Origin of the sequence: Metabacillus litoralis, from assembly GCF_003667825.1 — a bacterium.
Classification (GTDB): domain Bacteria; phylum Bacillota; class Bacilli; order Bacillales; family Bacillaceae; genus Metabacillus; species Metabacillus litoralis_B.
Window position 1 is genome coordinate 4,604,136 of record NZ_CP033043.1, and the last position, 14,288, is coordinate 4,618,423.

Annotated in this window: 14 protein-coding genes; 7 read left to right on the plus strand and 7 right to left on the minus strand. The window is 34.0% G+C overall.

From position 1 onward, the window contains the following. The first annotated feature begins 153 nt into the window (after window positions 1-153). A complete protein-coding gene (locus D9842_RS22440; RefSeq protein WP_121664394.1) occupies window positions 154-1,515 on the plus strand; it encodes an aspartate kinase in 1,362 nt (453 codons plus the stop codon). Between the two features lie 589 nt (window positions 1,516-2,104). After that, window positions 2,105-3,079: a carbohydrate kinase family protein gene (locus tag D9842_RS22445; RefSeq protein ID WP_121664395.1), complete on the plus strand. Its 975-nt coding sequence runs from the start codon at window positions 2,105-2,107 to the stop codon at window positions 3,077-3,079. Window positions 3,080-3,091: 12 nt separating this feature from the next. Here the strand turns inward: D9842_RS22445 and D9842_RS26075 are convergent, their stop codons facing one another. Continuing rightward, window positions 3,092-3,244, minus strand: coding sequence for a hypothetical protein (locus tag D9842_RS26075; protein ID WP_162987528.1), 153 nt, complete (start codon window positions 3,242-3,244; stop codon window positions 3,092-3,094). Between the two features lie 20 nt (window positions 3,245-3,264). Continuing rightward, window positions 3,265-3,489: a hypothetical protein gene (locus D9842_RS22450; RefSeq protein ID WP_121664396.1), complete on the minus strand. Its 225-nt coding sequence runs from the start codon at window positions 3,487-3,489 to the stop codon at window positions 3,265-3,267. 398 nt (window positions 3,490-3,887) lie between these two features. On the opposite strand from D9842_RS22450, the gene D9842_RS22455 reads away from it, so the two are divergent. The 4 genes from D9842_RS22455 (at window position 3,888) to D9842_RS22470 (ending at window position 6,809) form a co-directional block, all read left to right on the plus strand. After that, a complete protein-coding gene (locus D9842_RS22455; protein WP_121664397.1) occupies window positions 3,888-4,586 on the plus strand; it encodes a Na-translocating system protein MpsC family protein in 699 nt (232 codons plus the stop codon). A 245-nt stretch (window positions 4,587-4,831) separates the two neighbouring features. Then, entirely contained in the window at window positions 4,832-5,251 is a 420-nt protein-coding gene (locus D9842_RS22460; RefSeq protein ID WP_121664398.1) for a hypothetical protein, read from the plus strand. A 117-nt stretch (window positions 5,252-5,368) separates the two neighbouring features. Then, a complete protein-coding gene (locus D9842_RS22465) occupies window positions 5,369-6,109 on the plus strand; it encodes a Na-translocating system protein MpsC family protein (protein ID WP_121664399.1) in 741 nt (246 codons plus the stop codon). 16 nt (window positions 6,110-6,125) lie between these two features. Beyond that, entirely contained in the window at window positions 6,126-6,809 is a 684-nt protein-coding gene (locus D9842_RS22470) for a Na-translocating system protein MpsC family protein (protein ID WP_121664400.1), read from the plus strand. A gap of 114 nt (window positions 6,810-6,923) precedes the next feature. Here D9842_RS22470 and D9842_RS22475 read toward each other — a convergent pair whose 3' ends face one another. The 5 genes from D9842_RS22475 to D9842_RS22495 form a co-directional block, all read right to left on the minus strand. Continuing rightward, window positions 6,924-8,048: a sensor histidine kinase gene (locus D9842_RS22475; protein ID WP_257535936.1), complete on the minus strand. Its 1,125-nt coding sequence runs from the start codon at window positions 8,046-8,048 to the stop codon at window positions 6,924-6,926. A 503-nt stretch (window positions 8,049-8,551) separates the two neighbouring features. Continuing rightward, the gene (locus tag D9842_RS22480) at window positions 8,552-9,712 is read right to left on the minus strand and encodes a 3D domain-containing protein (RefSeq protein WP_121664402.1); all 1,161 of its coding nucleotides are present in this window, start codon (window positions 9,710-9,712) and stop codon (window positions 8,552-8,554) included. Window positions 9,713-10,135: 423 nt separating this feature from the next. Then, on the minus strand, window positions 10,136-11,374 hold the full coding sequence (locus D9842_RS22485; protein WP_121664403.1) for an MFS transporter: 1,239 nt from the start codon (window positions 11,372-11,374) through the stop codon (window positions 10,136-10,138). A 139-nt stretch (window positions 11,375-11,513) separates the two neighbouring features. Beyond that, window positions 11,514-12,680, minus strand: a complete 1,167-nt coding sequence (locus D9842_RS22490; protein ID WP_121664404.1) for an ABC transporter permease — start codon at window positions 12,678-12,680, stop codon at window positions 11,514-11,516. Beyond that, a complete protein-coding gene (locus D9842_RS22495) occupies window positions 12,680-13,420 on the minus strand; it encodes an ATP-binding cassette domain-containing protein (RefSeq protein ID WP_121664405.1) in 741 nt (246 codons plus the stop codon). Before D9842_RS22495 ends, D9842_RS22490 begins: the two co-directional genes overlap by 1 nt. Before the next feature lie 163 nt (window positions 13,421-13,583). Here D9842_RS22495 and D9842_RS22500 point away from each other — a divergent pair, with 163 nt between their 5' ends. Then, entirely contained in the window at window positions 13,584-14,285 is a 702-nt protein-coding gene (locus D9842_RS22500) for a LytR/AlgR family response regulator transcription factor (RefSeq protein WP_121664406.1), read from the plus strand. Window positions 14,286-14,288 lie beyond the last annotated feature (3 nt).

The window sequence follows — 14,288 nt, forward strand, 5'->3', positions numbered from 1 at the left end:
TAGTGGATATTTTTATGGGAGATAGGTATTTGTGTGTTTGTAAGAAAGACAATTGTCCTTATAAGGAAGAAAACTCTTGATTATTTAGATGAAAAAAGAGATAATAGGAAAATAAAATTTGACTGAAAATTTTAAATAGTAGGAGTTGTGGAAATGAAGGTTGTTAAGTTTGGTGGTTCTTCCTTAGCATCAGGTGAACAGCTAAAAAAAGTATTGAATATTGTCGTATCAGATCCTGATCGTAAGGTGGTTGTTGTATCTGCACCTGGAAAACGTTATTCAGATGACATTAAAGTAACAGATTTACTTATTGAATGCGCAGAAAAGCATTTAGCAAATGAAAATGCAGACTCTGTTTTTCAAACAATTATTGAAAGATATGAGAGCATTGTAAAAGAGTTATCTATTCCTTCTGACATTATCACTACGATTTCAGAGGACTTAAAGAATTTACTTGATGGAGATAAAAGTAAGCCGGATAGCTATCTAGATGCAGTAAAGGCAAGTGGTGAGGATAATAATGCAAAGCTAATTGCTGCCTATTTCCAACATAGTGGTTTAAATGCACAATACGTAAATCCGAAAGATGCAGGATTACTTGTATCGGATGAACCAGGTAATGCGCAGGTATTACCTGAATCATATGAAAATTTATATAAGCTTCGTGAAAGAGAAGGAATTATTGTCTTCCCAGGCTTTTTCGGATACAGCAAAACTGGAGAGGTGCTAACATTCTCAAGAAGTGGCTCAGATATTACAGGCTCAATTCTTGCTAATGGAATTAAAGCAGATTTATACGAAAACTTTACAGATGTTGATGCTGTGTATTCTGTTAATCCGAATATTGTTCAAGATCCAAAGGAAATTAGTGAGCTCACTTACCGTGAAATGCGAGAGCTATCATATGCAGGTTTTTCTGTTTTTCATGATGAGGCACTAATCCCGGCATTCAGGGCTGGTATTCCAGTAAATGTTAAAAATACTAATAATCCTTCTGCTCCTGGTACAAAAATTGTGAATGAAAGATCAAATACAAATGGACCAGTTATTGGTATTGCAAGTGATAAAGGCTTTTGCAGCATTTATGTTAGTAAATACTTAATGAATCGTGAAATCGGGTTTGGTCGTAAGCTTCTACAAATTCTAGAGGATTACGGTTTAACATATGAGCATGTGCCTTCGGGTATAGATGATGTAACAGTTATTTTAAGGCAAGGTCAAATGGATGAAGGTCTTGAAGAAAAGATCACGGAACGAATTATGACTGAATTACATGCAGATGAGGTTATTATTGAACACGATCTTGTATTGATTATGGTCGTTGGTGAAGGTATGCGCCATAATGTTGGTACAACTGCCCGAGCGTCAAAAGCTCTTGCAGATGCAGGGGTAAATATTGAAATGATTAACCAAGGATCTTCTGAGGTAAGTATGATGTTTGGTGTGAAGGAACCACAAGAAAAACGCGCTGTGCAAGCATTGTATAATGAGTTTTTTGTAGCTGTACCAGTATAAAAAAAGGCGTTGGGTTACTCCGTCAATTTCACAATACAAAACTAAAGTAGCACACCAATTAGCAGTCCTATTCGCAACTGAATAAGGCTGCTTCTTTTTTTATTGTTATATATAGTGTTTAATTCAATGGACGGTAAATACGTACTGATTTTACATCGTGACATAAGGTTTTGTCAGCATGGAAATTCGCAAGCTCATTGTGCTCAAAATGATTTTAACTATCAGGGGGGGGCGGATAAATAAAGCGGACCTGCTTGCTTATCCTTAATTGAGATAGTTAAATAAGCGGAGTTTGCCCGGTTAGACTGAAGAATGGAACTTGGTTTGGGGGATATAAGCGGAGTTTGTCCGGTTAAGCAAAGTAAAATGGTCCATTTTCATATTTTTCGATTAAATTGGCGGAATCTATCCGTCTATTTAATCTATTTTTCGTGCTAATTCCTCAATAAGAGGTATTTCTCCGCTTATTAACTTGCCATGTTGTGAGACTCCTTTTTTATTTAATCGAGCTAACTTAACTTATTATTAGAATCCTCTATGGTATATACTTAAACAGTTAACACTTATACATATAAAAGAAGGTGAAAAAATGGGTAGATTATTTTCGATTGGAGAAGTACTAATTGATTTTATTCCGGAGCAAAAAGGTATTGCATTAAAAGATGTTGTTTCATTTGAGAGAGCACCAGGAGGAGCACCTGCTAATGTTGCAGCAGCTGTTGCGAAGTCAGGTGGAAACGCTTCAATGATTACAAAACTAGGTGTTGATGCTTTTGGTGATTTTCTGATTGAAACATTAAACAATGTTGGGGTAAATACTGAACATGTTCTTAGAACAAAAGAAGCAAATACTGCCTTGGCATTCGTATCTCTTAAGGAGGATGGAGAACGAGATTTTTCCTTTTACCGTAATCCCTCAGCAGATCTATTATTGAACGAGGATGAGATTAATGGAGAAATTTTTAATAAAGGAGATATCCTTCATTTTTGCTCAGTTGATTTAGTAGAAAGTCCAATGAAAAAAGCTCATACTAAAGCAATAATGTCTGCTAAGGAAAAAGGTGCTTTAATCAGCTTTGATCCTAATGTGCGTCTACCGTTATGGGATGATCCTCAGGACTGTAGAAAGACCATCTTGAGCTTTCTACCTGAAGCCCATCTTGTAAAAATCTCAGATGAGGAATTAGAGTTTATTACAGGAGTAAAAGATGTAGAAGAGGCTATTCAATCATTATTTGTTGGAGATGTGAAAGCGGTTATCTACACAAAAGGATCAGAAGGAGCCGACCTTTATGTAAATGGGGAATTTTACATTGATTCACCTGGATACAATGTTTCTGTTCAGGATACAACAGGGGCGGGAGATGCCTTTATTGGGGGTTTTCTTTACAAGCTACTTGAGAAGAATGTCAATACACATCAGTTGAGTTCTCTTCTAAAAGATGAAAGTAAAGCAATCCTTTCTTATGCCAATGCAAGTGGTGCTTTAACCACAACTGGCAAAGGAGCAATTTCAGCTATACCGACTAAAGAGCAAATTTATGCATTTATAAAAGGCCAATAAAAAGCTTGAGGGCTAATTCAGCCTCTCAAGCTTTTCATTGTTAGATGAATTTCTAGAAGAGCTTGCTCTATACTTGTTTTGCTTTGTAAGTTTTAAATGACGAGATCTAAGTATACTGGCAGGTGTATTATTATTTGGAGCTGCTTGTTCATTCCAATCAGACATGTAAACTTAACCTCCTTTTGCTATTCTTCAACTTTCTTCCCTCTCATTAGTTTTTCAAAAGTATCCATGGAAGGATCTCGTTTTATTTCATGATCAAAAGGGTTTGTTTCTTGGGAAAATTCAGGATCAGCATCAAGTCTTATCCCCATCTGAGAACCTTCTGTTGATAAAGGATCATTAATAATTGATTCCCTTGCTCCATCTCGATGTGGAGTTACCTCTGAATTCTGATTACGCCTATCCATCTTATCACCTCAAAAAAATTTAACTTTGGTCTTAAGATATCAAATGGAGGGAAATTCTATTCAAAATTTTGTTTTGTATTGAAAATAGAATAGGTGTTATTACTTACTTCAGAATTACAGTGAAAATAATAGAAACTGTTGCAACATATAGAGAATAGTGTTAGTCTTTATAAGACTAATTTCTTGCTGTTATTAGTTTTTGATTAAATGAACATGACCATTCTTACATACAATCATATAAATAATCCCTAAGTGGTAAATGGGAGAATCTATCTCACAATAGCTGTCTGTCCATGGCCTAACTTCTATATTGAAGTTAGGCCTTTTTATGTTTATATGGAATAAATTGTATTGAATGTTGATTAGCGCTTTAAATATCATTCTAAGGAGGACATAAAATGAAAAAAGTTAATAATTACTATCAAGAAGACCTCCTTCTTCTTAGTAGTACATTAAGTAAGCTTTTAAAGCAAAGGTTTGGAAAAGGACCTGAAACTTGTTACGTTACATTGCATTCAAACAGATTAGTCATCTTTATAAAAAAATATAGAACTCCTGCTGAAGATGTTTTGTTAAAGAATAACAATGTAAGCCTATTACAGAGATTCAGGTCAGCTGTTATGGAAGAAGTATTCTTTGAATTTTCCAAAGAAGCACATGATTGCCTTGGTATTTCTTTTGATTCTTATTATGAGGATTGGAATTTTGAAAGAAACACGGGAATAATGATTTTGGAGAATAGTGAATCTAAAAAATGGTCCGAGACAACAGTACCTCCAACACTAAAGGAGAAGCTTTTTAACGGAATAATTTCGGTGAGCGAGGAAATATATAAAGTACCAAGTAGGGTAGAAATCATTAGAATGAATCAAAATATGTATGCTGTAGAATGTCGAGGGTCATTAATTCAAATTGAGAAAGTTTTGTACCGCAAAGGCCATATAGAGTTGCTACACGAGCGCTCCAATGATATTAAGAACTCCTTTATTAAACAAAAGGAGGTTTTTGAATCAATTTTTTCTACAGTTATAGAGGATATATTTATGATTTGGGACTATAAGGATGATACAAGCTATATTTTCTTTTATTTGCAGTAAGTTGTTTACTTTCATTTGATTATTTTATATTATTAAATTAAGAAGAAAAGAGAATAATGCTTTTCTTTATACGAAATTATTACAATATTATTCAACTATAAATTAAGATAATTTAATATAATTTGGTAGAAATGATTTAGAAAATAAGCTAAGCATAAGCCAAAATAGCAAAAAGAATATTTCTTTTTGCTATTTTGGCTTTTTATGTTTGTGTTAGTTTTTTTGGAATAGGAGTTCGTTACAACATGATAAAGCAAGATAATCATCATAACTTTGAATATTTACAATCTCTAAAAGCCATAAACAAAATGACAACTGTCATGTTATGTGAAGTAGCTCAGCTTATTGGAGATATGAAGCAGATTGTGTGTCAACAGGAGAAAGAACTTTCTAATTTTATACATCCTATAGCAAATACTCATTCAGATATTATTAATGTTATGAAGCAAACATCAGCCTTGATGAAACTAGAACATATTGAAAAACAGCTATTCATTGATATGGTTGCCTCGCTCACAGAATTAATATGTGAAATGCTGAGGGATATTGAGGATGCCAAAGTGTTACTAGAGAGAATGGCTACCACTGACTCTTTTAAATTACATATAAATTATCAATTAGATTATTTAAGCTGCTTACTGACAGAACTTATTATTATACATTGAGACATACTGCCTAAGATGCAGTGTGTTTTTTTATTATTTTCAATGCTGCTTTCTTATTGAAAAGCAAATAATCGTTAATACTACATTTAAACGAAGAAGGAGAGAGGAGTTATAAAAATGGATGATAATGAGATAGTAAGCTTACAAAAGGATATAAGTGGTTATGTTGGTAAGATGTTTCGGGAGAGTTTTGGTAAGGGGCCACAATCTGTTTATACTTCAGTAGGTTATACATATATCACGATTTACTTAAGGAATTTTCTTACCCCTTCTGAACGTGTCTTGTTAGAACAAGATCAGGTCATGACGATCATGCAAATGAGAGATAAATTAATGGATACACTTATTCCGGAATTAAAGGCTTTTATTGAAATATCAACTAGTAAGAAAATACGAGAGATTTATTATGATTGGAATTTACATAACAAATCCGGGATGATTACTTGTATAAGCTCTGAGTCATTTACACCTAAAGATTCATTAAAGGAGAATTATTTAGGCAAGGAAAAAATTGATTATGAAGTGATTCAAATTAGTAAGCAAGCCCAGAAAATACCTGAAGAAATTTATTCCTGTGAAATAAATGATAGAACCCTACTTGTTATTCGCAATGGAATTCTTGTTAGAATTGAAAAAGAACTCATTCGACTTGGCAATGGTGATCTTTTAAAAAGAGTAAAAAGAAATTTAGAAAAAGGATTTTTACATAACAACAGCCAATTTGAAGCTAATCTCAATAAACAAATTATTGAATCGTTTGTGGATTGGGATTTCGACTTAGATAAAAGTGTCATTCTTTTTATTCTTAATCCTACTGAACCTAATAAACATAGTTTTAAACAAATTGATATTGAATAGAAGGTATGGTGATGATATGGATCAAGATATATTGAATACTATTAGTAGCTTTACAAGTAAGGCTTTAAGGAAAAATTTCGGCAGAGGGCCGCAATCATGTCAGTCAACACTTTGTGATAAATACCTTGTTACATATATCCGTGGCTTTATATCACCTATGGAGGAGGTGCTTGTTCAACAAGGGCAAAGAAATCATGTTGAAAAGGCTAGAACAGTTATCATAAATCATATTCTTGAGGAATTAAAAGGAGTAGTGAAAGTCTCTTTAGATCGTGATGTTGAGGATTATTACCATGATTGGAATTTTCCCAACAATTCTGGAGTGATTATTTTCATTTTAGATGAGAAGGTAACAGAGGAATACTCCTTAAGACAAGATGTAAATCTAAACAAATTAGAGAAAGAAGTCTCGCGAATTAGCTATCTTGTTCAGAAGGTTCCTGATCAAATTCATGTATATCCCCTATCAGATTCGATTTATTTAATCGAGAGAAAGGGGATACTGATACCGATTGAAAAATCACTTGTTCAAAAAGGATTTATGGAGGAGTTAAAAATTACAAAAGATGAATTGGAGAAAAGTTATTTCCATAGATATGGAAAGTTCGGTGATATCTTCCAATCTCCTGTTAAAGATATCTTTATGGATTGGAATTTCAAAGAAGATAAGTCATTTATGGTGTTTGTCTTAAATTCCTAAGTTTATATAAAATGGATAGAAAAGTTCACGTTGTTGTTTCTTTATGTGAACTTTCTATATCCATTTAGGTCGGATAGTAAGCTCTAAAAGTATAATTTGAAGCGGACTTATTCTTTATGGCTTTTTTATACCTTTAAGTTCAATACAAGCAGTTGTACCTTTATTAACTGAGCTCTCAAAAGTAAGGTTGCCACCCATTGAATCAATTAAACGAAATGTCACTAATAAACCTAACCCTGTTCCGTACGTTTTGGTCGTAATATATGGCTTTCCTAATATTTGTAGTTGCTCTGTATCCATGCCTGCACCTGTATCTATAATTTTTATGTTTATTTTGTCCGTTTTTTTACAATAAGAAGTAACTATTTTCACGCTTCCGTCGTCTGTAGCTGTGATTGCGTTTTTTACTAAATTTAATATTGCTTGTTTAAATGTAATTGGATCTACTGTTATATAAATATTCTTTTCAATAAAATGGTCTAATTTTATACCTTTTATATTAGCGTATGATTGTACAAGTAGAATAACTTCTTTAAGAGCTTTGTTAATGTTGAATTCTTTCATCTCTGAATTTTGCTTGGGTATAGCTAAGTTTAGATAATCTGAAATAATTAATTCGGTTTTGTCAAGTTCATCAATTGCAGTGTCGATATAATGATGAAGATCTTTATCAACTTTTACCTTTGTGAGTTGGATAAATCCCCTGACAGCTGTTAATGGATTTTGTATTTCATGGGCAATAGAAGCAGCAAGTTCACTCATCGTATTCATTTTCTCTGCATTATGAACCTGTTCGACTAGTTTAAGATTAGACAAGATACTTTCGATGAAATATGCATTAATCAGTATACCAATTACATAGGTTACTCCCATCAGTAAGTACAACTCAAATCCTTGTTGATAGAAAAGGTCTACTTGATTCATATATAAATAATGTAACTCACTAGCAGTAATCACAATAAAAAAAGTAACGATTGAGATACAAAGTATAGCTATAAATTTTTTATTATTATTTGTATGATGATATTTCTTTTTAATAAGCATTATGAGAATTAAAAGAATAAGTGCAACAACTAAAGCATTTACCGATAAAATAAACTTACCTAAATAGTAACTGTATCCAACCACTAACACACCACATATTAGTATTGATTTTCCTCCCGTATATAGTGCACAGATAACAAGCGGAACCCAGCTTAAGTTCCATTGAATTTCCCCTGATATAATAGGGAAATTCATACTCAAAATAGACACTAAACCGAAAGCTAGTCCAGCTAGGAACTCGGTTCTTTTTTTAGTTGAATGAGTAAAGATCAAATTATAAAAATAGATGGGGGATAGCACGATCAAGAGGTTGAATAACACCTGTCCCATACTACTTGTTGTTGATGCTAGCAAAACATAGTTCACGACCTTTCAGAAATCTTTTATTATAGTAGTAAGTAAACAAAAAAAGCCAAAATAAGAGTAGTGATCATAACTACTTCTTACTTTGGCTTTAAATTTCAGCTATTAACTAGAAAAACATAACCTATATGATGAGCTCTATTAAATTCAAAAATGGGGATATAAAGAGCTTATTGTCGTTTGAAAGAATAATTGAAAAAAGAAAATGGAGCATCTCCAAGTTTCTATTCATATCATATAATTTTTAAAAAGAAGTTTCAATTGTAAACTACAAAAGGATAGATAAGCCAGATCCTATCTGGTTTATCTATCCTTTCGTGGACTAACACTTAGAATTAGTCTAGAACAACGATTTTCACCGTTTTACGACCCCATTGTAATGCTTTTGCACTTGATGGCATCAGAACATCAATTTTGTGACCAATAATGGCACCGCCTGTGTCACCAGCGATTGCAACACCATATCCCTCAACCCACACTTTTGAACCAAGTGGGATAACGCCTGGGTCTACTGCAATTAATTTCATGTTAGGATTCTTCTTTATATTATAGCCTAAATAAGTAACATCGTTTTTAGTATCTTCATGACTATAGGCTGTTGCAGACACATACATTTCTTTTCCGGAAACAGTGGAAGTGTCTTTATTATTTGTTGGAGGAGCAACAGTTTGCTGAGCCTGTGCTTCTTCTTGAGCTTTTTTCGCCTTTGCTAATTCAACAGCTCTTGCTTTAGCTGCAGCTTGCTCCTTTTCTAATTTAGCTGAAATAGAGGTGATTTGTGATTGTATTGTTGATTTTTCTTTTTCAGCGAGATTAATTTCTGCTGAAAGCTTCTGATATTTTTCCTGCATAATAGCTAATGCTTCATTTCTCTTTACACGGTTTTCTTCTAGTTCAGCTTTCTTAGCTTCAAGATCATTTTGTTGTGTATGAAGAAGTTGTTGTTGACGATCAATTTCTTTTTTATCTTCTTCAATCTGTTTTAAATCAGCTTCTTGTTGATCGATTATTTTTTGATCAGCATCTAGTAAAGTGGCAACTGCACCAACACGTTCAAAGAAATTACCAATGCTTTCTGAGTTAATTAAAGTTTCAATAACAATTGTCGTGCGATCACTATGTTGCAGAGCGACTAAACGCTTTTCCATAATTCCTTCACGTGCATATACTTTATCAAGTAAAAGGACAATTTCCTCTTTCTTTTTTTCAATTATCTTCTGTGTTTCTGATATTTTGGCTTCTACTTCAGCTAAACTTTTTTCGTTAGTAGAAATCTGATTTTCTAAGGCTTGTACATTTTCTTGAATGTCTTTAACTTCTTCATTTATCGCTTGTTGCTCTTTTTCTTTTTGAAGAATGGTTTGTTGACTCTGCTCTAGCTGTTCATTGGCACGATCTAAAGATGCCTTTGTTGATTCTGCGTTTGCCACGTAAGAAATAGGTAAGGATAATAAAAGGATACCAATTGTGGCAATAGTTTGCTTAAAAGCTCGCATATAGCAACCCCTTTCTCGTCTATCTAGTTATAACATAGAAAAAGATTTCGTAGGTTACAATTAGATTAAAAGTTTAGGTAATTACTTCCACTCAATCTAGTATTATCCTATTTTTTAATGATGGAAATGGTTATGTGGAGAACATGAAGACCAAAACGGCATATGGAAATAAGAGAAATGGTCTTCATCAGTGGGATGAAGACCAAAACAGCGTGGGAAAAGGAGGAGAATGGTTTTCATAAGGGGGATGAGGACCAAAACGGCATAGGGAAATAAGGGAAATGGTCTTCATCCGTGTAATGAAGACCAAAACGGCATAAAAATAAGAGGGGAATGGTCTTCACCAAAGAAAGAATATGAAACATGTCCTTAAAGAGAGCAAAAAAGAAGAACATTCGGGATGTTCTTCTCGTGAAGTATTAATTATTGTTGCTGCCATTCTAGTAATTTACGATCGGAAGGGAGCAAGAAAGCTAAAATACCTAATACAGGTAGTAAAGCTACTCCAATCATTGTTGTTGTTAATCCTAATGTATCAATAATTGCCCCTAGAGCAACTGAACCAATTGCTCCCATACCAAATGCTAACCCGACAGTTAAACCGGACATTGTTCCAATTTTCCCAGGAACAAGCTCTTGAGCATACACAACTGTAACTGAAAAGCTTGACATCAAGATAATTCCGATGCAACCAAGCAGGATCAGAGAAGCGGTAGGGCCAACAAAAGGCAGCAATAATGTAAACGGCACTGTAGCTAGTAGAGAAACAAGGATCACATTACGTTTACCGAAACGGTCTGCTAGTGGACCACCAAGAAATGTTCCAACTGCACCCATTACAAGGAAAGTAAAAATGTATAGCTGTGAGGTAGCAATTGTTAAGTCGTATTTTTCAATGGCATAAAAGGCGTAGAAGTTAGAGATCGCACTTCCGTACCAAGAACGAGCAAAAATGATGAAAATAATGATAATGAGAGCATTACGAATTGCTTTTGATAATGATTTACTTTTATGTTCTACTTGTGGCTTTGCCTTTCTTTCAGCTTTCATAATTGATAGCTTAGTAGAATACCATTTTGCAATATAGATTAGAAAGCAAACGGCTAGGGCGGCAACAACTGTAAACCAAATTGCGCCAAACTGACCTAATGGCACTAGAATTAATGCTGTAATAACTGGTGCAAGTGCCTGACCGCTATTTCCACCAACCTGGTAGATAGACTGAGCCAACCCTCTGCGGTTTCCGGCTGCCATATAAGCAACCCTCGAACCTTCAGGATGAAAAATAGCTGAACCGAGGCCTATAAAAATAACCGATAGAAGAATTGTGATAAACGAAGGAGCAAAAGCTAATCCAAGAACACCGAGCATACTGCTTGTTAGTCCAATTGGTAATGCATAGGGCATAGGGCGTTTATCTGTATAAAATCCTACAACTGGCTGCATAACAGACGATACCATATTTAATGAAAAAGCAATAAGACCTAGTTGAGTAAATGTAAGCCCCATTGATTTCTCTAAAATAGGGAACATTGCCGGAATAACTGACTGAATGCTATCGTTTAAAAGATGGCAAAGACCAATGATAAATAAAATGTTATAAACAGTTCCTGAATCTTTTTGATAAGAAGCAGGCTTTTTGGGAATCGAAGCAGTAGACATGTTTTTTTCTCCCTTACATAAATTGTTTCGAAGTACGAAAAGACTCTAATAGTCATATTATTGTCATCACTTGGAAAAAATTCAAGGGAAAGTTAAGAAGGGCACTTCAAATATTTGAAGCACCCGATAAAAATGTGGTTTATGATTTACCAAGCACCCATTTGCTTTTCATGAACATGGCATATGCTATAAAGAATGTTAAACAAATGAATGCTGCTGAGCTTCCAGCTACTAATAATATGCTTGTTGTATCATAAATACCGTAAATTAACTGTTTTATTAATGCATAGATATTGAGAAATGGAATAAGAAAATGCATGGTTGATAATTCATTAGCCGAGACACCGATTAAGATGAAGTATGGAACCATCGCCAGAGTTGTAATCGGTGAGATATAATTTTGAGCTTCTTTTAAGTTGTTTGCCATTAAGCTGATAAGCATTTGTAAACTTGAGATTAATAATGCAAAGAAGATAATACCGACTAATAAGCTGATCGTGAAAAATCCTATATTTTCATCCAATTGTAATGCATCTGCAAGGTTTTCTGTAAAGACATTTACCCCAATAATGAAGGTAATGACAGAGAAAATTCCACTCACCATACTTAATGTGCTTATAGCTAGCCATTTACCAATGATAATATGAAGACGATTAACTGGAGTCATTAGTAAAGCTTCCATTGTTTTACGTTCTTTCTCTCCTGCAAATAAATCATTTGCTGCTGGTAGTCCTCCCATTAAAACGGCTAATACGATAATAAGCTGAGCAAAGATCGAAATTAAGTAAAGTGACGTATCATCGCCTTCACTCATGCTTTTGATGTTGATTTTAAAAGGCTCTAAAGATGTTGGATCAATATTACTTTCAACTAGGTATTGCTGAATATACTCTTGTTGTTTTAAAGCTAGCGTATTTGCAATTAAATCCTGGGTGCTTCCTCCTTTTGTGCTAGTTGGATCAGCTTGAACAATTACTTCAGGAATTTCATTGTTTTCTAACTTCAGACTGAAATTTTCATCGGCAGAAATAGCAACTAATGCTTCGCCCTCTTCTACTAAATGAACAGGATTATCCGTAGAAACGATTTCGATTTCGTCTAATTCCTCCAGCCAATCTAAAACGAGTTTATCCGTATTCTGCTCCACTGCAACGTTTACTTGTTCAACAGAATCATCCATAATGATCTTTTCCATAAAAAACAATAACCCAATGTTAAATAATATTGGTAGCATGACGCTGAGCATAATGGTTTTACGATCTCTCATTGAATCTTTCAGTTCTTTTATAAAAACATGCCAAGTCATTATTCATTCCCCCTAATAATACGAGACATAAAAATGTAGTTTAAATCATCACTTTCTTCTTGCTTGTATAAGTCCTCGGTAGATCCGTTATAAATCATTTCTCCTTTATGAATCATAATAATAGATTGGCAAAGCTGTTTTACCTCTTCCATAATGTGACTGGAGAAAATAATGGTTTTCCCCTCACGTCTAAGCTGATGAATAAGTTCTCGAAACATATTTGCTGAGGTAATATCTAATCCTGTTGTGGGTTCGTCTAATAAAATGATCTCCGGGTTGTGGATAAGGGTTCTAGCTATCGTGACTTTTTGACGCATGCCTTTTGAAAAGCCTCCAACCTTTCGATCTATATATTCCTTCATACCAAATCGAACGGCAAGCTGATGAATTCGATTTTCGGTTTCATTTTTACTTAACCCGTGGAGCTTTGCAAAATAGGCAAGATTTTCACGGGCTGATAAACGATCATAAAGTCCAGTCTCACTTCCGAATAGAACACCAATCCGCCCTTTAATTTTCATAGGTTCTTTATGAATATCAATTCCGTCAATCATAATGCTGCCCTCTGTTGGCTCTAACATAGTCGATATCATCCTAAGGAGAGTTGTTTTTCCTGCACCGTTTTCCCCAAGTAACCCAACTACATCTCCTTTACGGATTTCACACGTAATATTATTTACTGCCTGTATGGATTTCTTTTTATCTTTAAAGGATCTTGAAACATGATTTATCCTGATCATCCTTTTTCCTCCTTGATTCCCTTAATCTATTACAATCATAAGAGTTCAGCATAGTAAAAACATCCATCCTGTCGTGAAACTTCCTTTTTTTGTCGTGAAAATGCCAATTTCTTTCATGAACATGATAAAATATTGGTAAAAAATTCTATGGAAGAGTGCGCATATGATAAAAGTTGGTTTAGTTGATGACCAAAAATATGATTTAGAGAAATTGCAGATCACGCTTTCGAAGGAAGCTGATATTGATATTGTCTTTTCGACGAATAACTCAGAGGAAGCCTACAAATTAATTAAAAGTGAGGATATTGATTTACTTATTACTGACATTGAAATGCCGGAGTTATCAGGATATGAATTAGCCGATTTTATACACAGCTACGCAATGGATATAAAGGTGATATTTGTAACCGGTCATAGTGGATATGCGGTACATGCCTTTGAGTTAGATGTTTTGGATTATATTATGAAACCATTTTCTAAAGAAAGATTGCTTAGAGGAATTAAACGATTGCAAAAGAAAAAAGAGGTAGCTGATAAAACAAAGCTGGTGCTTAAAAATAAATCTGACATTTTTTTTATTGATAAGAAAGGAATTATTTATATTGAAAGGACGGGAAGATCGACAACCATTTATACACATGAAGGCGAGTTTTCTACCTATCAAACATTAAATGAGTTGGAAGAAGAGCTAGCGGGTTCACATTTTGTTCGTTCTCATAGAGGGTTTATTATTAATATTCATTATGTGAAGAACTTTTCATTATATACAAAAAACTCCTACACCGTTCATTTTCAAAAAACAAAGAATACAGCTATTATTACAAAATCAAGTCTCGATAAACTACAAGATCAATTTTATAACTAGGAG

Excerpts from the sequence above, each read along its gene's own strand:
- D9842_RS22465 (WP_121664399.1), top strand. The coding sequence starts at position 5,369 with ATGGATGATAATGAGATAGTAAGCTTACAAAAGGATATAAGTGGTTAT.
- D9842_RS22455 (WP_121664397.1), top strand. The coding sequence starts at position 3,888 with ATGAAAAAAGTTAATAATTACTATCAAGAAGACCTCCTTCTTCTTAGT.
- D9842_RS26075 (WP_162987528.1), bottom strand. The coding sequence starts at position 3,244 with ATGTCTGATTGGAATGAACAAGCAGCTCCAAATAATAATACACCTGCC.
- D9842_RS22470 (WP_121664400.1), top strand. The coding sequence starts at position 6,126 with ATGGATCAAGATATATTGAATACTATTAGTAGCTTTACAAGTAAGGCT.
- D9842_RS22440 (WP_121664394.1), top strand. The coding sequence starts at position 154 with ATGAAGGTTGTTAAGTTTGGTGGTTCTTCCTTAGCATCAGGTGAACAG.
- D9842_RS22485 (WP_121664403.1), bottom strand. The coding sequence starts at position 11,374 with ATGTCTACTGCTTCGATTCCCAAAAAGCCTGCTTCTTATCAAAAAGAT.
- D9842_RS22475 (WP_257535936.1), bottom strand. The coding sequence starts at position 8,048 with ATGAATTTCCCTATTATATCAGGGGAAATTCAATGGAACTTAAGCTGG.
- D9842_RS22500 (WP_121664406.1), top strand. The coding sequence starts at position 13,584 with ATGATAAAAGTTGGTTTAGTTGATGACCAAAAATATGATTTAGAGAAA.
- D9842_RS22480 (WP_121664402.1), bottom strand. The coding sequence starts at position 9,712 with ATGCGAGCTTTTAAGCAAACTATTGCCACAATTGGTATCCTTTTATTA.
- D9842_RS22460 (WP_121664398.1), top strand. The coding sequence starts at position 4,832 with ATGATAAAGCAAGATAATCATCATAACTTTGAATATTTACAATCTCTA.
- D9842_RS22445 (WP_121664395.1), top strand. The coding sequence starts at position 2,105 with ATGGGTAGATTATTTTCGATTGGAGAAGTACTAATTGATTTTATTCCG.
- D9842_RS22450 (WP_121664396.1), bottom strand. The coding sequence starts at position 3,489 with ATGGATAGGCGTAATCAGAATTCAGAGGTAACTCCACATCGAGATGGA.
- D9842_RS22495 (WP_121664405.1), bottom strand. The coding sequence starts at position 13,420 with ATGATCAGGATAAATCATGTTTCAAGATCCTTTAAAGATAAAAAGAAA.
- D9842_RS22490 (WP_121664404.1), bottom strand. The coding sequence starts at position 12,680 with ATGACTTGGCATGTTTTTATAAAAGAACTGAAAGATTCAATGAGAGAT.